This window comes from Shewanella sp. DNRA4 (genome assembly GCF_012843185.1).
Lineage (GTDB): Bacteria > Pseudomonadota > Gammaproteobacteria > Enterobacterales > Shewanellaceae > Shewanella > Shewanella xiamenensis.
Window position 1 is genome coordinate 53,487 of the sequence record NZ_JABAIP010000012.1, and the last position, 23,224, is coordinate 76,710.

Genomic DNA, 23,224 nt, shown 5'->3' on the forward strand with positions numbered 1-23,224 from the left:
GACGCTTAAAGCTTAAGCGATATTATCCCAAGCGGCTTATTCGCCCTTAAGACGTCTATCTAGCTGATCTTTTAAGTTTGCCGGCACGCCTTTAATCAAAATTGTGTCGGAAATCGGATCGTAAATCACCCGTTGACCTAAATGGCCACCATCGAAGCTAATGGTGACACCGCCACCGGTACCCGAAAACTTCTTCAATTGTCTTAAGGTCGATTTATCGGCGGGGAATTCTTCATCCAGCTCATAACTGCCACCACGGGCAAAGTCATAGAAAGACTCCATACCTTGATCGGCAAGCTCATCCGCTAAATCTTTGATCTCAATATCGGCGCCTTCATCGAACCGCTCGGAGCAATATTCAAACACTTTATTACGACATTGCTGACGTTCTTCTTTGGTCAGATCGCTGCTGGCGACAAAGTCTTCCACCGCGTTCATCAAGGTTTTGTTTTGCGCCTTGGTATTTACCCCTTCGACACAGCCCATAAAGTCGAGGAAGAAGTCCGCCACTTTACGGCCTGCACGCCCACGGATAAAGGAGATGTACTTGCGAGAATCTTTATCAGCCTGCCATTCGGTGAGATCGATTCGCGCAGCCAACTGGATATTGTTTAAATCCAAATGGTTATTTTGTGACAGCTCCATATCATCGAGTACCGTCATTGACGATTTTGCACTGAGTAGCGCCACAAACAAATAATCACTCGCCATGTTGGTGTAGCAGGACATCAACAGGAATCCGCCTTGGCTAAAATCATATTTTGCCAACTCTTCCTGCAACAACTTACTGGCTTGGCCGGTAAATTCGACGAAACCTAAATTCCCTGCACGGTATTCCTTTAGCGCATTGGCAAACGCCGGATTAGCCTCACCATCATCACCGTGAATACCAAAATAACCGAATCCTTTGCCGGATTTGCTGGTATAAGTCTGATGCAACTCTTCGAGCATCATCTCGACAGCCTGACCGTTCAGCAGAGGTTGAGGACGTAAACGGCAGCGTAATTGACCCTGACTGTCCTGGGAAATCTCGTGAATAATTGCTTGTTCGATGTTAATACTCATAAGCCCTGATAGTGATGCTGGAATAAATCCGCTATTATATGCCGCTAATCCATTCCAAAGTGAAACATTTTTTGATTATGGCAATCCAATCGAAATACTCAAACACACAAGTTGAATCATTAATCGCCGAGATTTTAGCGGTACTCGAAAAGCACAAAGCTCCTACTGACTTAAGCCTGATGGCGCTAGGCAACTGTGTCACTCACCTGCTCGAGCGCAAAGTGCCAAGCGAATCTCGCCAAGCGGTAGCAGAACAATTTGCGAAAGCGCTCGCACAATCGGTGAAATCCAATTAAGTTAGTCGAGTAACAATGATTAAAACAGCATAAGATACAACGCCTTTTAGGAATAAGCGGATCACTATGGTCGAGCGAAAAAAACAAATGAGCCGCGATCGCGTATCGCGACTTATCAACTGGGGACATTGGTTCGCCTTCTTTAATGGCCTATTGGCTATGATCGTCGGCACACGCTATTTAAGTAGTGTGGGTTATCCCGAAACCTGGTTTGGCTGGGGCTATCTCGCCGTCAGCACCATTGGCCAGTTCAGTTTTCTTGCTTTTATCGCCTACTTGATCTGCCTATTCCCACTGACGTTAATCTTACCTTACTCCAAGATACTCAGAGGCTTAGCGGCCGTTATTGCGACCTTAAGCCTGTGTATTTTATTGTATGACACGATTGTTTATGCCGATTACGGCATGCACTTGAGTCCCTTCGCCTTTGATTTAGCCTGGGCTGATTTGAGCGCCCTACTCCACGGTACGTCCTATATCGTCACGCCCATCGCCATTTTGGTGATTGAGCTAACGGCGGCGAACTTCCTGTGGAAACGGATTGAAAAAATCCAAAAACTCAATCTTGGCAATAAAGTCATAGCCTTTGTTGGAGTATGCTTTGTTAGCAGCCATTTGATCCATATTTGGGCCGATGCCGCTGATATCACCGAAATCACCCGTTTCGATGACACGTATCCGCTGTCGTACCCCGCAACGGCTCGTAGTTTTATGGAAAGCCATGGCATTGACGGTTCATCCCAAATCGATGATGACGCGAATTATGCCACTAATGTGCTCAGCTATCCTATCCAGCCACTGCAATGCCAAGCGGATAATAAACCAAACGTATTAATGCTAACCATCGACAGCTTACGTGCCGATATGGTGGACGCCAAAACCATGCCGTTTTTGCATCAATACACCGAGCAGAATCAGCATTTTACTCACCACTACAGTGGCGGCAATCAATTTAAGACGGGCATGTTCTCCCTACTTTATGGTTTACAAGGCAGCTATGGCGATGCACGCATCTTCAATACTACAAGTCCAATCATCACCCGCAGCTTTAAGCAGGCAGGTTATGAACTAGGCTTGTTTATCCCAGAAACCAATCTGAATTTACGCTCCGCCCAGGCCATGTTTAATGACTTTACCCCCGTCATTGCCAAAGAAACAAATGGCAGTGCCGAGGCGGATGTTCTTAGTGTTGGCCACTTTACACAGTGGCAAAGCGTGCAACAACGTCCTTGGTTTGCCCTAGTAAACCTTAAAGCACCCGAGAATTTTGATACACCGGTAGGCTTCCTCGGTATCGAAACTGTCAAAGCCGATGCGAATTTACAACCCGCGCAAAAGGTATTATTTAACCAATATCGCCAATCATTGAATTTTATTGATAAGCAAATTCAATCGATTGTAAGTCAATTACCTAGCGATACCTTAGTAGTGATCACCGGCGTCAACGGCAAAATGTTTACCAGCAATAGTGACGAAGCACTACGTAATTTGTCACCAGATAGCGTTAGAGTCCCACTGGTTATCCACTGGCCAAATGTAGGAGCTAGCACAGTTAACTATCGCACTAGCCACTATGGTATCGTTCCCACTTTAATGACCCATGTCTTAGGCTGCACCAATAACCCCACAGACTACAGTGCAGGCCGTAGCCTGTTGCAACCGAGCCAAGACACCTGGATTTACATCGGTGACAGTCGCATTTTTGCCATTTACCAACAGTCGGAAATCACCGTCATCGACCGCCATGGTAAATACCGCATTTACGATGAAAACTTTGAGCACAGACTGCACAAAAAGATGAGCGCACCTGAGCTTATTCAAGTGATGCGCGAAGGCAGGCGCCTTTACAATCACTAAAAAGTATTTTACCTCAAAGCCCTAAATCACTTAGGGCTCTTTGTTTTAACAATTTCATTGCGAGTAGCGTGTTGCAAAGCCAACAACTTGATCACATTAATCACACCATTACCAAACTAATATCAGACAGTTAGTCCATTAAATGCTAAAATAACTATATGACTCATAAATGATATTTTTATTTGGCTGATCTCATTCCATGACTCTTATTAAAAGCGATCAGAATCAAGCCTTTGACGCCATTCATACCATCCTTAACAGCCTAGATGCGCTGGTCTACGTTTCTGATTTACACAGCTATGAGCTACTGTATTTAAACGATTATGGAACGGCCATTTGGGGCAAACCCGCCGGTAAAAAGTGCTATCAACTCCTCCAAGCAGGCCAAAATAGTCCCTGTGCTTTTTGCACCAATCACAAACTAATTGGGCCCGAGGGCAACGCCACTGGTGTACATGTATGGGAGTTTCAAAATACTCAAAATAAGCGTTGGTACCAGTGTCGAGACCAAGCGATTCGTTGGACCGATGGCCGTCTGGTGCGGATAGAAATCGCCACTGATATCACTGAACGTAAACACATGGAACAGGCATTAATCGAAGCTAAGTTCATCGCAGAGCGCCTTGCAAATACCGACGAACTCACAAAACTCTTCAATCGCCGCGCCTTTTTCCATTTTGGGCGCCCTATAGCACATCAGTCAGGCCAAGCGCTGGCGTTTATTATGTTTGATATTGACCATTTTAAGCGCGTCAATGATCAATGGGGACATGCTACAGGCGATGCTGCCCTTATCCATATCGCACAGCTGACGCAAACTAAACTGAGAACAAATGATATTCTTGCTCGTTTAGGCGGCGAAGAGTTTGGGCTGATTTTACCCAACACCCAACATGAACAAGCATGGCAAATTGCAGAGTCTATTCGCCATGGATTTGATACACAGCCACTTTACCTTGATGGACACACCATTCATTGCACCGCAAGCTTCGGCATATCATCCTTGATCTTGCCTCAGATCAATCATCCCGATGAAGCACAAGCACTCTTGGAGACTCTATTCAATAATGCCGATCAGGCTATGATGCGAGCAAAGCGCACAGGCAGAAATCGAGTCTGTGATGCGGAATAAACCAGCTCAAAGAAAGTTTAGCCATTTAAATTCAGCTTAAGACTCGAGATCGGATAAGTATTTTTAGCCAGTAAGGCAGTTTTTATCGCCATTGAGCCTGCTTTATAGTCCAATAGAATGGTTTCGCGGCTTAACAGTTTATTCCTCAATTCAAGACAAATTTGTCGTCAGGTGTACTGGATAGCCCATATACCATACATTGTTAGTCGATTTCTGGTAAGGCCAAACATAGGCAAATAGATAAGAATATGTATGGTAGCAGGTGTGGGAATTTTCGGTTGAGCTAACGACCCGAAACACATAATGGGTCAAAAGCTTTTAGCCAGATGAACAGTTCAATGGTCATTAAGATTGGCATTGTTGCAACTGTGACCGTTGGCGGCATGGATGCCGCCGTCGAGCCCTCAGGGATGCTTCTTGTGAAATAAAATGGCGGCCTGTCACAGGGAAAACAATGACAATTCATCCTACACACCTGACGACAAACTTATCTTACTTGGGGCAAAAGCCTTTAACCGGATTAACCGTGTAATGGTTAGTTAAGATTAGCATCAATAATGCAGTCTCTTAACGGCATAAATATCATCCTAACTAACCTTCCCTATCTCACTAAATAACCCCAACTCAACTATTCTCGGCAGATAGTTAAACGGCGAAGCGCAAATATACCCAGTAGCGAAAGGATTAATAGGGATAAACTGCCACCGCCGCTATAACCTTGTTTATGTTCTATGGTCGCAATATGTTCTTCTTTCACACGGGTTTTAAAGCGGGCTAATTCGGCGTCTAAGTTAGTGATCATATCGTTTACCGCCAGTTCAAAGCCTTCGGTGGATTTTTCACGTAGCACGTTGGTGACGCTCACCGCGGTTGACGTGTCGGTCAGTTGGTTGATGCCGGGCGCCCTAAACAACATTTTTTGGCTGCGCATATCAAATACTGCGGTATCGACAAAGGTTTGGATCGCGTTTTCATTGCCGGGCACCATATACATGCCGACTATGGTCCAATACAGCAGTGAAGCCTTATTCTCGCTGCTTTGTAACAGTTGATCGTAAGACACCAGTGCCATCACATCGACATCGTGTAAGCGGGCAACCTGCTGCAAGGTGCTAAAACCTTTGCCATTTTTAAGGTAAGTGCTGGGAATTAATTCGATACGGTCAATAAAGTCGTATTTCACAAAAGACTGTTTCACTTTATCCAGCAAGGCGATTTGTGAGCTGCTATCGAGGGCTTCAGATTGCCAATGGGAGGAAGGTAAAAAGGCGATGCCGACCGTGATGGGAAGACGTAACACGGGAATACTGGGCTGCTGCGCCTCACGCTGTTTATCGTCGGGATAGAGATATTCAACCAGACTGCTGGAAACCACGTTTTTTTCGGTGGTGTTACCGTTAAAAAAAGCACTGCAACCACTAAGCAAGATGCTAATCGATGCCAGCGCGCCGACAAGCGCTATAAATTTTGTTTTCATCTGTTTCCCTACCGTATCCTTACTGCACACAGGCCCATACAACCCGTGCATATTGCCGCTACCTTAGCGAGTCACTGCTGTAAAAACAAGCCGTTAACTTCACATATCGCGCTTTTGTTTGGCTTTTTAGAGGCTTAGAAACAACCAAGCCGCATCGAAATGCGGCTTTGGCTTTGATAACGACATAAATAACATCACAAACTAATCATAATGATTAAGCTGCAACCACATGCCGCTGTGCGCGAAGTGGGTGTAAACGATTATGCATTACTTTAATAGTTTCGAACTGCACCATAGTTTTAGCACCGGATAACACACATTCAGGCGATAGCAACATCACTAGCGCCGATTGTAAGGTGTTTTCGACGACTAACACTAATGCACGTTGTTTTTGGCATTTAAGCTCAAAGACTTTACCTACATCACTGTAAACGCATACATCGCTGGTATCAAAAAACCAAGATTTAGGCATTTGGGGAGTCAGCATAAAATGGGCCGCTGTCGCATTAAGGGCAATTTGCACTATTGCGGCATCGGTTAGGGATAAGTTTTTTGGCAACTTGTCGAGTAAGCTCATATAGAATTTGGCGTGCGCGATATTAAATTCCATGCTTGATAAGGCATCAGGAATTAATGATTTCGCTTTATAAGCCGTCAGAAATTCTATCTCGGAACCTAACGAAACGCCTAATACACCATACGAATCGTTATATTTCCAGTGCCAATCCTTTTGTGGCAATAATAACATAACGTTTACCTACTATTTGAACACTGCCACATCATAGTAGATATTTTATGCAATATCAAAATAAAAATAATAAAATACAAATTAATTAACAATTACTTAGAAGATCTATTTAGAGATCATAACCGCGATCTGATGATCGTTTTAGATCGCGGTTATGATAAAAGATCTTGTTTTAGATCCTTAGTGAAATTTAAAGATCATTATTTTAAGCGATAAGCTTCAACTATCTCTTTAATTAACTTTGGACCTTGATAAATAAAACCAGAGTAAATCTGAACCATTGTCGCACCGGCATCAAATTTTGCTAAGGCATCTTCAGCACTATTAATCCCGCCCACACCAATAATTGGGAGTTTTCCCTGTAAAGAAGTCGCCAATTGTTTAATCACTTTTGTTGACAGTTCTGTTAAAGGTTTACCGCTTAAACCACCGCTTTCATTAGCATTGGTAAGTCCACTAACACCGTCACGAGTTAAGGTTGTATTGGTCGCAATTGCACCATCAAACTGATTTTTAATTAATGCTTGAGCAATATTTTCAATTTCTTCTGTGGTTAAATCGGGAGCAATTTTAAGGGCTATTGGTACATATTTTTTATGCTTCTCAGCTAGCTCAAGTTGCTTGGTTTTTAATGCGCTTAATAATTCATCTAATAGATCGCCATATTGCAACGATCGTAATCCTGGCGTATTGGGTGATGAAATATTCACCGCAATATAGGCGGCATAAGGATAAACTTTATCCATGCAGATCAAATAATCGTCTTTCCCCTGCTCTACTGGCGTGTCTTTATTTTTACCTATATTGACCCCAACCATGATACCGGTTTTCTTTGCGATCAAATTTTTGACCAGATTATCGACACCTTTGTTATTAAAGCCCATGCGATTGATAATCGCCTTGGCGGGTTTTAATCTAAATAAACGGGGTAAATCATTACCGGGTTGTGGTCTTGGAGTAACAGTTCCCACTTCCACATGACCAAATCCCATCGCATGAAAAGCATCGATCGACTCACCATCTTTATCCATACCTGCGGCTAAACCCACAGGATTTGGAAACGTCAGCCCCATAAAACTCACTGGCGCAGGAGCAATATGCTGAGCATAAAAAGCATTCAGAGGGCTATTACCTGTCAGTCTCAGGCTACCAATGGCTAAATTATGCGCTCGCTCAGGATCCATCTGAAACATGACTTTCTGTGCGATTTTATAAAACATGTACTTTCCTCGACCTAAAAAAAGCCCCGGCGATCGCCAGGGCTTCTGATTGTTATAAAAGTTTACTTTTGCCCTTCGCAGTGAAGGATCAGAAGGTTAAGTTCACGTAGGGCGACAGAGAACTTAGCAAACTCATGGCTTTGCGACGTTTTAAAGTCAGCTAGCATATGGAACCATCTTTCCAGTAAGGCTTGATTAGTATCAATCCACTGGGAAATCACGCTCTGTGCGTTACAGGTTGCACTGCACGTTCTTAAAACCACTGACGTCAACGCACGTTGCTGCCAATCCAGCTCTTCCCTAAAGGCTGCACGGGCCAGTGCTTGCCAATGGTTAGTAACTGGTTGCGCACTGATCTGTTCTAGGAACCAGTGCAGCTCAACACGGGCACCGAGTTTGAAATAAGTCTCGGCAACAAGCGCAACTGTCTTCTCTTCTGTCTGCGCAATTTGCGCAATATCAAGCGTAGAGAACAGTGTGCTCATATTAGCAACGGTAGAGGCAACATCCTGAGGCACATTCTCTTTAATCAGAGCATTGATCTCAGCTTGGATACCTGCCGCTTCTTCTTCGACTAAGTATGAATGAACATTCGCTTTGAGTTGTTCAAATACCGGTTTGAAGAAGGCAACAGTTTGCTCAATGCTCCAACTACGGTTACGGTGACGCAGGAACCAGCGGCATGCACGACGCATATTACGACGTAACTGGTGCAACATTTCACCTTGAACCACAGCAGGTACAATACCGTTTAAGTCAGTGATTGATTTAGTTAGTTCAGCTAAACCAAAGACTTCGCGAGCCATAGTGTAACAAATCGCCGCATCGGCAACTGAGGCACCTGTCTCATCTTGCATACGTTGAACAAAGTTCAGCCCCATGTCGTTGACCAACTCGTTGGCCAACGATGTAGCAATGATTTCACCGCGCAATGGGTGCGTAACCATTTTATGACTGTACAGTTCCTGAAGTTTTTTCGGGAAGTATGCAATCAACAATTGGCTCAACAATGTATCTTCAGTGATTTCAGGGGTGAGTAACTGCTCTTTCAGTACCATCTTAGCGTAAGCCACCAGCACTGATAGCTCTGGACGCGTTAATGCACGGCCATTAGCTAGACGTTCTGCGAGTTCTTCTTCCGAAGGTAAGAATTCTAACGCACGGTCTAACTTGCCTTCTTTCTCCAGATACTGGATAAAGCGAATTTGCTCTTTTAGTTGTTCTGCACCACGGACTTGAGTCACCGAAATCGTGCGAGTTTGGTCTTTACAGTCTTGTAGAACAATTTGACCCACTTCTTCGGTCATCTCTTCCAGTAAACGGTTACGTTGCTTGAGTGTCAATTCACCCTCAGCCACTAACGCGTTTAACAGAATCTTGATGTTTACTTCGTTGTCAGAACAATCTACACCACCTACGTTATCCACGAAGTCAGTGTTGATACGACCGCCGTTGGCCGCGTACTCAATACGACCTAATTGGGTACAACCTAAGTTACCACCCTCGCCCACGATCTTGGCGCGCAGTTCACGACCATTGACGCGCAGTGCATCGTTAGCGCGGTCGCCGACTTCAGCATTGGTTTCGCGGGAAGACTTAACGTAAGTACCGATGCCACCGTTCCAAATCAGATCGACTGGCATTTTCAGCAGCTCTTTCATCAACTCGGTTGGTGTCATCGACGCCTTTTCAGTTTCCAGCATTTGCTTCATTTCAGCAGATAATGGAATCGACTTGGATGAACGCAGGAAGATGCCGCCGCCTTTAGAGATCAGTTTGCTGTTGTAGTCTTCCCAGCTTGAACGTGGCAGTGCGAACAAACGGGCACGCTCTTCATAACTGGCGGCAGCATCCGGATTTGGATCGATAAAGATATGCATATGGTTGAATGCAGCCACAAGTTTTGTGTGCTTAGACAACAACATACCGTTACCAAATACGTCACCCGCCATATCGCCGATACCTAAACAGGTAAAGTCGGTAGTTTGGCAATCGATACCCACTTCGCGGAAATGGCGCTTAACAGATTCCCAGCCACCTTTAGCCGTGATGCCCATTTTCTTATGGTCGTAACCATTACTACCACCCGATGCGAACGCATCACCTAACCAGAAATTGTATTCTTGGGAAATAGCGTTAGCGATATCAGAGAAGGTCGCAGTGCCTTTATCCGCAGCCACAACGAGATATGGATCATCCTCATCATGACGCACCACATCTACTGGATGTACGATTTCACCGTTAACGATGTTGTCAGTAATATCGAGCAGTGCACGAATAAAGATGCGGTAGCACTCTTGGCCTTCAGTGAAGAACGCCTCGCGGCCCCCTTCAGTTGGCAGCTGCTTACAAACGAAACCACCTTTTGCCCCAACAGGGACAATAACGGTGTTTTTCACTTGCTGTGCTTTCACTAAGCCAAGCACTTCGGTACGGAAGTCTTCACGACGGTCAGACCAACGCAAACCACCACGAGCCACTTTACCACCGCGTAAATGCACACCTTCAACCCGTGGCGAATAAACGAAAATTTCGAATTTCGGTAGTGGGCGTGGCATTTCAGGGATCATCGAAGGCATAAACTTGAAGGAGATATAGCTCTTCGGTTCACCCTTAGCATCTAATTGATAGAAGTTTGTCCGCAGCGTAGCGTTAATCAGATCGAGGTAACGACGGATAATACGGTCATCATCTAAGCTCGATACTTCGTCTAAACGTAGGTTGATCTGCTCCATAAACTTGCCCAATGTGCGGGTTTTCAGTTTTGGATTGAACTTACGGATAAACATTTTTACCAACAAATCAGCGATTTGTGGATAACGACCGAAGGTTTCTTCAATATAGGCTTGGCTGAATGTCGCATCGATTTGACGCATGTATTTAGCGTAAGCACGCAGTACAGATACTTCACGGCCCGTTAAACCTGACGCCAGAATGATACGGTTAAAACCGTCATCTTCTAATTTCTTTTGCCACACTTGAGACAGTGCCGTTTGGAATCTGTCTTGGCTATCGGCGATGTTGTCAGTATTGGCGACTTTGACCGTCATTAAGAAGTCTAAGATCCAGAAGGTTGAACCGTCTGAGGTCGTCACTTCATAAGGGCGCTCGTTGATCACGCGCAGACCAAAGTTTTCCAGCATTGGCAGTACGTCAGAAAGATGGATTGGTTCATCTTTATGAAACAGTTTTAAACGCACTTTGTTGTCGTTCAGCGCAGCTTCCTGCGGTTGATAGAACAACATGCCTAACTTGTGTTCGTCATCTAGCGCTTCAAGCTGTTGCATATCCACAACGGCCGAGCTTGGCAATACATCTTCTTTATAGCTTTGTTCGAAGGCGTTAGCGTAACGCTTCATCAGATGAGTACCGGCTTCTTCACCTAAGGCGTTATTTAGCGCAGTATTTAACTTATCTTCCCAAGAACGTGCCGCTTCAATTAAATTGTTCTCTATGGCAGCCACATCTACATCCATATTATTGTTATCAACTTTGACAATGTAGTGAGTACGGGCCAGGGTCGACTCGGAGAAATATGTCGTAAACTCTACATCTTCTTTACTGTTGAAATGCTGGGCCAGAATACGCTGGGTATCTTGGCGAAGTTTAGTATTGTAACGATCTTTAGAAACATACACTAAACAGGATAAGAAACGCCCGAAACCATCTTTACGAACAAAGAGCTTCAGTTTATCCCTGTCTTGCATCTCGAGCACACCGTGCGCTGTGTGGGCTAAATCTTCCACATTGGCTTGAATTAGCTCATCGCGCGGTAAGTTTTCGAGAATGTTCAGTAGGGCTTTGTAATCGTGAGAACGTGGCGTTAAACCTGAGCGATCTAATACACGTTGAACTTTTTCGTTCAGCAGCGGGATCTCACGTGGGCTGCGGTTATACACGTTTGAAGCGTATAAACCGATGAATCTGTCTTCACCAACCACATTGCCTTTTTTGTCGAAGCGTTTGATACCGATATAGTCAACATAGGCTGGACGGTGCACACGGCTCTTGGCGCTGCTCTTCGTCAGGATCAACAAACTGTGATCTAAGGCTTCTTTACGCGCACTATCAGAGAAGCTTGATAGTAACAAACCTTGCTCTGGTTGAGCCTTATGGTGCTTGTTCATTAAGCCTAAACTCGAGGCCATATTCGGCACCAACTCAACATCCCCTTCAACACGTTTTAAATCGTATTGACGGTAGCCCAGTAAGGTAAAATGATGATTATTAAGATAAGTTAGGAAGTTAATCGCTTCTTCTAACTCTTGCTTCTCACCGGGGAATGGACGCTTAGGCAGGTCTTTAATCGTTTCACTCAGCTTAGCTGACATGGCTTCCCAGTCATTAACTGATGCGGCGACATCGCCAAGCACTGATTGGATTTCACGCTCAAGGGCTTTGATATCCGCGCTACTGTTTTGACGATCGATTTCAATCAGGAAAACCGCCACCTGCTCAGTGCTGTCAGGGCTTTGCTTCAAGTAGGTTACTTTAGTGACTTCTTGCGCCGAACGCTCAATCGCCAGCGGAGTGTGTAACATCATATGGGCCGTAATACCCATGCGATTCAATGCCATACCAACAGAATCAACCAAGAATGGCATATCAGGTTGGATGACTTCAATGATCGAATGGGTCGATTGCCAGCCGTGTTTAGACTGACTTGGGTTGAATACTCTGAGGTGAGTTTCCCCTTTCGGGGTTTTATTCAGTGCATTCCATAAACTGAGAACGGCACCGTACAGATCGCTGTCATTACGCGCATTGAGGTCGTCTTTCGACATGTGGGCATAAAGGCAGGTCGCGAACTGTTCAACTTGCTTGGCTTGTGAATTAGGGACTTTAGCGTGAATTAAACTGACTACATTTTCAAGTAGTACTGAAGGCATTGCATCTTTCAAGGCCATGTTGCTGTTTCCTTAAGCGTCTATGGCAGCGCTTTTTTTCATTATTTGGATGCTTCGGCTTAACAATCTGAGAAAAGCGAGTGTGATCTAGATCGTCGCGCGAAGTTTATTACTAAATCCTCTGTATTTCGAGGAAAATTTTAGTGGTACATCCTCTTGAAATCCAGTCGCCACGCGATTAAAGCACACAAAATGACCAAACAATCGTAAAAACAGACTATCTATGCAAAAGAAAATGGGGAGTTAAACTCCCCATTCATTGATACTACTTAGCTTGTCGCCAAAACACTGCCGACAACGCTGGCAAGATAATTATTGCCCCCAACATATTTACCACAAACATGAAAGTAAGCAGGATCCCCATATCCATTTGGAACTTTAGCGCCGAGAAAAACCAAGTGCTTACCCCAATCGCCAAGGTTAAGCCGGTGAATATCACTGCACTGCCCCGCTCGACTAAGGCTTCATAGTAGGCTTGTTGAACTGGCATCCCATTCGACAACTTGGACGACATGGTCGACAGGATATAGATACCATAGTCGACCCCGATGCCTACACCAAGGGCGATAACGGGTAAGGTACTAACAGCTAAGCCAATATTGAGCTGAGTCATCAACGCTTGCGCCAGTGTTGAGACCACATAAAGTGGAATAATCACCGCTACTGTTGCCTTAAATGACTTAAAGCTGATAAGGCAAAGTACAAATACTGCGCCATACACATAGATCATCATAGGTAATTGGGCTTCAGCAACGGCTTCATTGGTTGCGGCCATCACTCCCACTGGGCCAGAGGCTAGCTTAAATTGCAGCTTATCATTATTCATTTTGGCCGCGACCGCTTTCACCTTGGCAACCACAGTCTCAATGGTTTCTGCTTTATGATCCTGCATAAATAAATACACTGGCATCACCGAGCAATCACCATTTAACAAGCCTGACGTCGTAGGAATTTGACCAATCGCCTGCACTAAACTCGCCGTTGTACGCGGCAACACTTCCCATCTTGGATTGCCTTCGTTAAAACCTGCGTTTACCTTTTTCGCCACGGATGCCAAGCTAACGGTTGACTCAACGCCAGGAGTATTACGTACCAACCACTCAAACTCATCAATCTGGGTCAATACATCGTGATAGGTACAGGCTTCTGGAGTAGCTTCAACTATCACAGTCATTACATCCGTGGTGATAGAGAAGTGGTCGGTAATAAAGAAAGTATCTAGGTTATAACGTGAATCTTGGTGCAGAGCAGGCGCGCCGCCTTGTAGATCACCAATTTTCATCTGGTTTGCCTGCTGCAGCCCCAAAAAATACAAGGCTATCGTTGCCACTATCACTACCATCGCATATTTAGGCGTAGCAAATTTTGCTAGGTAGCGCCAAATCGCCTCGGCACGCACTTCATCCGATGATGGCGCACCACCTTGTGGCGCAACTTTGAGCTCAGTAAAGGAAATCACCAGCGGTAACAGGATAAGGTTAGTGAAAATAATCACACCGACACCTAAGGATGCCGAAATCGCTAGCTCTCTAATAATACCAATATCAATAGAGAGTAACGTAATAAAACCCACTGTATCAGACAGTAATGCTACGCCACCGGGGACGAGTAAGCTACGAAACGCCGAAGCCGAGGCCGCCTTGGTCGTTTGTCCATCCATTACCCGACGTCTTACCGCGTTAATAATCTGTACACCGTGACTAACACCAATCGCAAACACCAGAAATGGCACCAGAATCGACATCGGATCGAGACCGAAACCAATTACCGTTAATAAACCGAGCTGCCAGATCACCGCAGTTAAGCTACAGACGAGAGGGAATATTGTCAGAATAATCGATTTAGAAAACAGATAGACCATTACAGCCGTAACTAAAATGGCTATCACAAAAAACAGCAATACGCCTTTGGCGCCATCGGCCACGTCCCCCGCCATCTTGGCAAAACCAATGATATGGATTTTCACCTTATCGGTTTCATACTTACCGCGAAGCTCCTTCTCCAACTGAGCGGCAAAGGCGATGGTATCTAAGGATTTACCCGTTTGTGGATCAAAGTCCATCAACTGGGCCGACACCATAGCCGCACTGTAATCATTGGCAATCAAACGTCCTACAATGCCTGCTTTTTCGATGTTATCGCGCACCGTATTCAAACCCGCTTCAGTGGTCGTAAAATCGGCGGGGATCACAGGGCCGCCAGCAAAACCATCTTCGACAACCTCAGTAAAACGAGTCGAAGGTGAAAACAAGGACTTCACCTGCGAGCGGTCAACACCGGGAATAAAAAATAGCTGATCGTGAACGTTTTTAAGGGTATCAAAAAAGTTAGGGTTAAAAATATTGCCGCTGGTGTCTTCCACCGCCACCATAATGCTATTGGCGCCACCAAAATCTTTTTGGTGTTTGAGGTAGGTTTGCATATAGCTATGATTGAGCGGAATATTTTTAATGAATGCCGCATCCATTTTTAATTGGCTTGCCTGGTAGCCCAAAAAAAACGTCAGCAGAATAAAAATGCTCACCACCCAAGCGCGGTTGCGGAATAAAAATGACTCAAATCCGTTGACCAGTTTTTCTAACATCTTATCGGCCCTGTTATTGTTGTTTTATAATTTATGGCTTCAGAGTGAGTAGCCCTTGGCTACCCGATAACCACACATTCCCTTGGTTATCTTTGGCAATTGAAACTAAGTTTTCCCCTTGGCGACGAGTGACAATACTCGAACTGTCATCCTTATTTAACTGGATAACCACGCCAGCATTTCCGACTAGATAAAGGCTAGTGTCCGAGCTAACCATGGCGCCGTTGATGGATGATTTAACCGGCATCTCAATCTCATCCCATTGGCCAAGACTCAAATCCGCCTTAAACACATGCCCCCTAAGCCCCATTACGTAGACTGAATCCTGCAATTGGATAGCATTGAACATAGAGCCATCGTAATCAAACCCTGTGCGGGTAAAGGTTTGGCCTTTATCAGCCGACACCGCCACTAAACCAAGCTCTCCGACTAATAATAAGCGGCCATCATTAAGCTCAATCATCCGATTAAAATGTGGCAATAATGAAGCGCGTTCGGTCAGATAAGCGTCTTGGTCGCTATTTTTTAACTCAGCTAAATAGGACACATCTTCTTCTGCCAGTAACTCTTCATGGAATTCCTCAGCCCAATTTGCGCCACCATCACGGGTGCGATAAAAAAGCCCGTAAGCACCAATCGCTATGCCCTCTTGTTCATTTAAAAACAACACATCAAGGAAAGGCTTTTCAATTTCAGTCGACTGCATTTGTAACGACCAAGTTTGGCCGCCATCTTGAGTGTGCAAAATGGTGGCATCGTGACCGACAGCCCAACCGAGTTTTTCAGTTAAAAAGAAAACCTTTGTTAACTGGACCGAAGTTGGCGTCGGAACTTGTTGCCATTTGTCATTTAACACTAACACATGACCACGCTCACCCACGGCAACCAAATGCTGCCCAGCGTGTGCAATATCGAGCACTAAAGAAGATGCGGCCAACGGCTGGATTTGTGGAAAACGCTCTGGCACAGCAGAAAACAACGGGGAAGAAAATAAACAACCAACACTTATCGCAGCGACACATTGAAGGATGCGAAACGACATACAAACTTCCTTAAACTAATGAGGGGCGCTTAGCGCCCCTTTTACCGTGGCTGATTAACGAATACCTTCGCGACGCAGCGCATCTGGGGTGAAGTTCGCTTCACTCAGTTTGGCATCGAAATTATACATACCGCTCTGGTTGTCTAAGCCCATAGCTAAGTAACGACGGGACTGCAAATCATGGAACACTTCTAAGGTATCCCACTGGGTAGGTACTTCGTAATAGTTCAAACCATGAGCAACCGCCACACGATAAAGTTCATTACGGTTGTCATACAGATCGGCAATCGATACCTGCCAAGAGTCTTCATCAAGATACATCACGCGGGTTTTATAGATATGGCGCATACCGTCTTTCAGTGTCGCCTTAACTTCCCACACGCGGTGTTTTTCCCAACGGACGAACTCAGGATTGATATGACCGGGTTTTAAAATCTGATCATATTTCAGCTTATCTGAATGCAATTTGTAGTCGTTGTAAGGAATATAGATTTCTTTCTTGCCCACAAGCTCCCAGTTGTAGCGCACGGGTGAGCCGTTGAACATGTCGAAATCGTCAGTGGTGCGCAGACCATCGGATACGGTACCCGGAGTATCAAACGCAACGTTGGGTGCCTTACGCACGCGGCGCTGACCTGTGTTATAGGTCCATGCTTGGCGCGGTAAAGCTTCTTGATCCATGGTTTCTTTAACTAGCAGCGCAGTACCCGCTAAACGTGCAGGTTGAGTCACTACTTGTTTAAAATAAAACAAGGTGTTGCTCGCTTTTAACTGATCTAAAGTAATCTCAGGACGAGAATACTCGAAACGGATTTCCTCGGCAGTTTCCACTAAGGTGAAACTACCATCAGCTGTCGGTGCCGCTTGGCTACGTGAGGTTTCAACATCCACACCACGGAAGCGTAGAATATGGTTCCAAATCGCTTCTAAACCGTTAGCCGGAATAGGGAATGGAATACCAATCGATGCACCCGAAATACCATTACCTTGCGCCACCAATTCGGCACGGGTCGCATTGGCTTTGGTCGCATCGTAGACAAATTGCGGTACGGAAGCACTACGACGAGTCTTGTACACATTCATCTTGTAAGTATCAGGGTAAAGCTCAAATAATTTCATCTGACCTGGGGTCAAAAAATCTTTATATTGCGCTTTGTTTGCATTGGTAATGGTAAATTCAATCTTATCTTCAGGGAAAGGATCAGGATGATGCATCCCCTTAGTGTAACCCGCTACTGGCTTAGTAATACCACCATCCCATGCGGGGATAGAACCATCAGCATTTCCAGCCTTTTCAGCACCTAATGGGGTTAATTCGTTACCCAGTTTTGCGGCCTCGACTTCGGATACTTTAGCCATCGCTGCTGGTGCTACAAGTGCCATAATGACCGCACTTGCCAATATCGACAGTTTCTTCATTGTTATAGTCCTTTAGATCGAATACTTGATATTGAATGAAATATAATCACGATCTGCCATCGCGTTGGTTGTACCTACACCACCAAAGAAGTTGTTGTAGGACAGATCGGCCCCCCAACGGTTTTGGTATTCAAAGTTCAGACCCAAAGCGACTGACTTGCGTCCCTCAGTGAAGAGGAACATAGGATCTGGTGTAATACCATCAACATCGTGCGAGAAAATCATCCGTGGAGACATGTTCACACCCGCAAACAAGTTGTTGAACTCAGCTTTAGCTACAAGGCGATATCCCCATGCGAAATCGGTTGGGAATGGGTTAGTTTCAGGGCCGTTATGCAACGCTTGAATAATGCCTGGCATATCAGGATTACCGCCAGAACGCGCCGTTCCCGGACCATTTAAGCGCAATTCATCAAACCCAGGCATATCATGGATCCACACCCCGCCAACTTCAGCTAACATCGTCAGGTTATCTAGGCCCAATGTAGGACCAAATAGGTGAGTGAAAGTGACTTGTGCCTGAGTCGTATCTAAGCGGATAAAGCCGTCAACGGTATCACCAGGCTTTACTCCATCAATTTGTGAAATACCGTCGAAATCGGGGCGAATACCGGCATTTGCTAACTGCTGAGGCATGCCTGCAAACAGTAATTCTACGTCATCAATTTGCAGCGGTTCATCTTGACGGTGGGCAATTTCAGCACCAACTGAAGTATCGCCTAGTGAAGTGTTAAAACTGAAGCCATAAAGCTTGATGTCTTCAGGGTACACAATTTGCGCTTTAGAGAAACTCTTTAAACTGAGCAGTAATTCGCGGTTGATATCACCCGCATTTTGCCCCAGAACCGCTAAGTCAGATAACAGAGCACCGGTGCTAAAATCGGCGGCTGTACCGCTGATCAGCGGACGGCGGCTATGGTAGTTCATAAAATAGAAACCAAACTCGGTATCACCCAATTCAGGCGCGTAATACCCCAATTTGACACCATATTGGCCATCATTACTTGGCTCTTGTTCATCTTGCACTAAAGTGACTTTAGTTGGATAAGCTAATGCCATCGCGACGAGCTGTTGCGTTGGAATTGTCTGACCACTGGCAATCATCCCTGCTAGACGTTGATATTCCTGCATCACAAAGTCTAAGTTGATATCAGGGTTGGCGTTAAAACCTAACTGTGCGTTTTGATTGTAACCACCAAAGCCGGCAAAATCGTTAGTCGCAAAAATTGAACCGGGTGTTGGCACCCAAATAGGTTCCCAATCATATTGATAGAAAGCTTCTACCGATAAGTTTTCTGTGATCCCAAGAGAAGCCCACACCATCCCCTGAGGTCTAAAGGCTTCTTTCAGTTCTGCACCGGGAGCATTAAGGATGTTCAAATCAACAGGGTTAATCTCACCAATACCATGGGCGATAAGAGTACTTTCCCCCCAAGAAACCACTTGGTTACCTAAACGGATAGAGAGTGGGTTGGCACCGTCATTTAAATCAAAATTCGCATAAACAAAGGCATCTAACAGACGGATGTCCTTACATTGCACTTCTGAAGCACGATTATCCTCACAAGGATCGAATTCTTTGCCTGTTATCGGATCATTGAAGTCATAGTTACCATCGTTTAATTTACGATCGTAAAAATACATGCCACGAGCAAACAGACCATAGTTCTCATACTTCAGGGACAGCTCATGTAATCCTTTAACGATCTCAGAAGTAGTATCACCCTGAGAATAAAGCAAATTACTTAAATCGTTATTGCTTGAATAGGAACCTGGCTGTGCCCAAATCTCAGCAGATGTGTATTTAGTATTGCCAAACGCAGTATAATTCGACCAATCAAATTGTGGCTGGTTAACTTTACCAATTTGTCCATCCCAATCGCGCTCACCGACACGCCAACTGGCACCCGCGGTCCACGTTGAGTCAAACGTGCCTTGTACCTCCCCCCAATCGAACGCAACCGCATTAACATTCGATATCATCAACAAACTCAATGCCGACGCCACCCCCAAAGCAAGCGCCGACTTGTTAAAACTTTTTTTAACAATTTTCATTTTAGCTCTCCGTACCCTGCTGGATTCTTTGTTTTAGGAATTACAACCAACATCTTGTTAGCTCACAGGTAACATCATTGTTACAGCAATTAATCCCTATGAGCAAGGCACAGTTAGAGAAAATTTTCTAAAGAATTAAGCACGTAGACACATTTATGTCATCGAGTACAAAGATGGGATTTAAATTAGTAAAGCAGAAGATTGGAATGCTGAAGCAAAACAAGGTAAAAACTCATAAATTTCATTAACATAATCACAAAGAAATTATCATATTTTATTAATTGTAATTAGTCGACCGTTTAAAGTAATTACTCTAAGGTAAAATCAACAATTTGTTTCTATAACCGCTCCAATGACACAAATTGACCTTTATCATCGAGCACGAGTTTAAACTGCCCATGAATACCATTTTCAGTTAAAAAACGCCTAAAATGTCGCCCGCTAATCCAAAGGATCCGCCCTTGACGTTCACGCACTTCAACTTTATCGGCCAGCCCTTGATAGTAAGGTAAAAAATCTTGATAGCTAAGGGTTAACTTAAAATACAATTCCATATTGATAAGGGCAGCAAAATGCTGCCCTCCTCCTCTAATTAACCTGAACTCGGGGTAACGAGTGTCGAAAAACCTAAATTTAATAAACTAAATCAATGCTATAAATGATTATTTTGAAACGAAAAATCTATTATCTGGCTGAATGCGCAGATTTGTGCGCATATCAAGGCGCTCTGTCGTATGCCATAGCGAGCGATGGTGAGACAGAGCAACGCAGAGAGGCTCGAAAAGAGCCTATTCAGCGGCTCTGCTTATCTCGAGCTCAGGTTAATGACGGCTTCGCTAACGCTTTGGACACTTTTTCGAATAAATCCTTAGAGAGTCCAGGTAAGTCTAATAAACGCGTTAAACAGGCCTTAATCTTACGCTGACGTGTTTCATCGAATTTACTGAATTGGATCAGCGGTGTCACCATTCTGGCGGCAACTTGTGGGTTAAGCTGATTTAAGTTAATAAGGCACTCAGTTAAAAACTCATAACCTCTGCCATCGGCGCGGTGGAATTGATAAATATTCCCAGCGGCAAAACTACCAATAAGCGAACGTACCCGATTGGGATTACTCATGCTAAAACTCGCGTGTTGTTGTAATTGACGTAATGTATCAATCACATCATCGCTATCATGAGTCGCCTGTAACATAAACCATTTATCCATCACTAGCGGCGTATCACGCCAGCGCGTCTCAAATTGAGCCATTAACTGGTCACGGCAAGTTAAAGAGCCAACATTGGCTGCCGTTAATGCGCCGAGCGAATCCGTCATATTACAAGCCTTAGCAAACTGCTCTACCACAAAGGTTTCGGCATCATTGCTAACTCGGCTAAGCCAATTTAGACATTGGTTTTTAAGGGCGCGGGCTTTAGTGCAATCCAAATTAACCAATGAGCGATAAAGTGCCGTTAATTCATCTTCGCAGTAAGCAGCAAGCTCGGTGAGCACAAATTCACGCGCGAGCGCTAACGCATCAAGGTCAACAGTATCAGTTTGCTCAATCAAAGCGGAAGCCGATGGAATCGCTAAAATCTCAGCCATTAATGCCTGATCGAGTTTCTCATCGAGTAAAGCCCCTTTAAAACTATCCTTCACTCTTTCATCTAAGGTCATCGTCTGATGTTGCTGTAAATGTTCAACATTTTGCCAAATTGCTTGGCTAACGAGAGTAACGGATGCCTCCCAACGCGCCACTTCACTCGAAGCAAAACGCATCAAATGAACAAGTTGGTCAACTTCGAAGGGATAGTGCAATTTAACTGGCGCAGAGAAATCTTGCAGCAATGACGCCACAGGTTTATGGCGGAGTCCTTCAAAAGTAAATACTTGTTCGGCGTCAGTAAAACTGATCACTTGGTTGACCAGTGATAGTCCCTTATCGTCCAACAGCTCCAGACTAAAAGGAATATGCAGCGGCGAGGTGCAGCCTGTAAGAGTCTGTTTAAGTGTTAACTGATAACGCCCTGATGCAGCATCGAAACTGTCGCTTGCGGTTACTACCGGCGTACCTGCTTGGCTATACCAGAGGCGGAATTGGGTTAAATCGATACCACTGGCATCTTCCATCGCCGCAACAAAATCATCGCAGGTCACAGCTTGGCCATCGTGGCGTTTAAAGTATAACTTCATCCCCGCTTGGAAACGGGCTTCACCAAGCAAAGTGTGCATCATGCGAATAACTTCGGCGCCCTTGTTATACACTGTCACCGTATAAAAGTTATTCATCTCAATCACGGACTCTGGACGAATTGGATGTGCCATTGGGCCTGAGTCTTCAGCGAACTGCTGGTTTTTGATGACTTTAATGGCGTGAATTCGATTTACCGCGCGCGAACCTAAATCCGAACTAAACTCTTGGTCGCGAAAAACCGTTAAGCCTTCTTTGAGACTTAATTGGAACCAATCACGGCAAGTGACACGGTTGCCCGTCCAGTTATGGAAATATTCATGGCCGACAACGGATTCAATACCATGGTAATCCTCATCAGTCGCAGTCAAAGTATCGGCGAGGACATATTTGGTATTAAAGATATTTAAGCCTTTATTTTCCATCGCCCCCATATTGAAAAAGTCGACGGCAACGATCATGTAGATATCTAAATCGTATTCAAGGTCAAAACGGGACTCATCCCAAGCCATAGACTTTTTAAGGGATGTCATCGCATGGTGCGCCTTATGTAAATTCCCTTTATCAACAAAAACCTGTAGCACCACTTTGCGCTGACTGCGGGTAATAAACTCATCCTGTAACAGATCAAAATCACCTGCCACGAGGGCAAAAAGATAGGCCGGCTTGGGGAAAGGGTCCTGCCAACGTACATAATGGCGTCCGCCATCGAGATCACCTTTGTCAATCAAGTTGCCGTTACTGAGCAGGAACGGGAACGCCAGCTTGTCGGCTTCAATACGCACAGTATATTTAGCCAATACGTCAGGACGGTCGAGGAAGTAAGTGATACGTCTAAAGCCTTCAGCTTCACACTGGGTGCAATAGGCACCGTCAGACATATAAAGCCCTTCGAGGCTTGAGTTGGCTTCAGGATCCAGTTGGGTGATGATGGTCAGCTCAAACTCATTTAGGGTCGTTTCGATTGTCAACTGCCCTTCACCAACTTGATACGCTACCTGTTGACCATCAATCGCCACGCTGACTAAGGTTAATCCTTCACCATCAAGCACTAAAGGATTAGCGTGGGAAGAGCTACGTTTAACCTTGCTAATAGCCTTAACAACGGTATTTTTACCGTTAAGATTAACATCTAAGTCGATGGATTCAATCGTGAACTGGGGAGCTTGGTAGTCTTTAAGGTATTTTGCTTGAACTTGTGTCATTTCGTTCCCTTTAACACTGATTTAAATAAGAAAAACGCGCCATA

The 23,224-nt window shown here is 44.8% G+C and carries 14 protein-coding genes; 3 read left to right on the forward strand and 11 right to left on the reverse strand.

Translation table 11 applies throughout. From position 1 onward, the window contains the following. Positions 1-36: 36 nt before the first annotated feature. Positions 37-1,065 (reverse strand): nucleoid-associated protein YejK, encoded by a 1,029-nt coding sequence (gene yejK / locus HG547_RS14045; RefSeq protein WP_169548173.1) that lies wholly within the window; start codon positions 1,063-1,065, stop codon positions 37-39. A 77-nt stretch (positions 1,066-1,142) separates the two neighbouring features. Between yejK and HG547_RS14050 the strand changes: the two genes are divergently transcribed. From HG547_RS14050 to HG547_RS14060, 3 genes are all read left to right on the forward strand, one after another. Beyond that, the gene (locus HG547_RS14050) at positions 1,143-1,361 is read left to right on the forward strand and encodes a YejL family protein (RefSeq protein WP_109285825.1); all 219 of its coding nucleotides are present in this window, start codon (positions 1,143-1,145) and stop codon (positions 1,359-1,361) included. A 66-nt stretch (positions 1,362-1,427) separates the two neighbouring features. After that, a complete protein-coding gene (locus HG547_RS14055; protein WP_169548175.1) occupies positions 1,428-3,218 on the forward strand; it encodes a DUF3413 domain-containing protein in 1,791 nt (596 codons plus the stop codon). A 199-nt stretch (positions 3,219-3,417) separates the two neighbouring features. Further along, a complete protein-coding gene (locus HG547_RS14060; protein WP_169548176.1) occupies positions 3,418-4,350 on the forward strand; it encodes a GGDEF domain-containing protein in 933 nt (310 codons plus the stop codon). Between the two features lie 628 nt (positions 4,351-4,978). Here the strand turns inward: HG547_RS14060 and rhlP are convergent. From rhlP to pepN, 10 genes are all read right to left on the reverse strand, one after another. Further along, positions 4,979-5,827, reverse strand: coding sequence for a rhombotarget lipoprotein (gene rhlP / locus HG547_RS14065; RefSeq protein ID WP_169548177.1), 849 nt, complete (start codon positions 5,825-5,827; stop codon positions 4,979-4,981). Positions 5,828-6,041: 214 nt separating this feature from the next. Continuing rightward, complete coding sequence (locus HG547_RS14070) at positions 6,042-6,575, reverse strand: cell division protein ZapC (protein ID WP_037419319.1); 534 nt, start codon at positions 6,573-6,575, stop codon at positions 6,042-6,044. 200 nt (positions 6,576-6,775) lie between these two features. Beyond that, on the reverse strand, positions 6,776-7,795 hold the full coding sequence (gene pyrD, locus HG547_RS14075) for a quinone-dependent dihydroorotate dehydrogenase (RefSeq protein ID WP_169548178.1): 1,020 nt from the start codon (positions 7,793-7,795) through the stop codon (positions 6,776-6,778). Positions 7,796-7,857: 62 nt separating this feature from the next. Beyond that, the gene (locus HG547_RS14080; RefSeq protein ID WP_037419313.1) at positions 7,858-12,702 is read right to left on the reverse strand and encodes an NAD-glutamate dehydrogenase; all 4,845 of its coding nucleotides are present in this window, start codon (positions 12,700-12,702) and stop codon (positions 7,858-7,860) included. A gap of 265 nt (positions 12,703-12,967) precedes the next feature. Continuing rightward, a complete protein-coding gene (locus HG547_RS14085; RefSeq protein WP_169548179.1) occupies positions 12,968-15,286 on the reverse strand; it encodes an MMPL family transporter in 2,319 nt (772 codons plus the stop codon). A gap of 31 nt (positions 15,287-15,317) precedes the next feature. Beyond that, positions 15,318-16,328 (reverse strand): YCF48-related protein, encoded by a 1,011-nt coding sequence (locus HG547_RS14090; RefSeq protein WP_069455110.1) that lies wholly within the window; start codon positions 16,326-16,328, stop codon positions 15,318-15,320. Between the two features lie 54 nt (positions 16,329-16,382). Continuing rightward, on the reverse strand, positions 16,383-17,747 hold the full coding sequence (locus HG547_RS14095) for a DUF1329 domain-containing protein (protein WP_037419306.1): 1,365 nt from the start codon (positions 17,745-17,747) through the stop codon (positions 16,383-16,385). Positions 17,748-17,759: 12 nt separating this feature from the next. Further along, positions 17,760-19,802 (reverse strand): DUF1302 domain-containing protein, encoded by a 2,043-nt coding sequence (locus tag HG547_RS14100; RefSeq protein ID WP_037426466.1) that lies wholly within the window; start codon positions 19,800-19,802, stop codon positions 17,760-17,762. Positions 19,803-20,140: 338 nt separating this feature from the next. Further along, positions 20,141-20,356 carry a DUF2835 domain-containing protein gene (locus HG547_RS14105; protein WP_037419300.1) on the reverse strand — a complete coding sequence of 72 codons (216 nt, stop codon included), beginning with the start codon at positions 20,354-20,356 and terminating at the stop codon, positions 20,141-20,143. Between the two features lie 262 nt (positions 20,357-20,618). Continuing rightward, positions 20,619-23,180: an aminopeptidase N gene (gene pepN, locus HG547_RS14110; protein WP_169548180.1), complete on the reverse strand. Its 2,562-nt coding sequence runs from the start codon at positions 23,178-23,180 to the stop codon at positions 20,619-20,621. Positions 23,181-23,224: the final 44 nt, after the last annotated feature.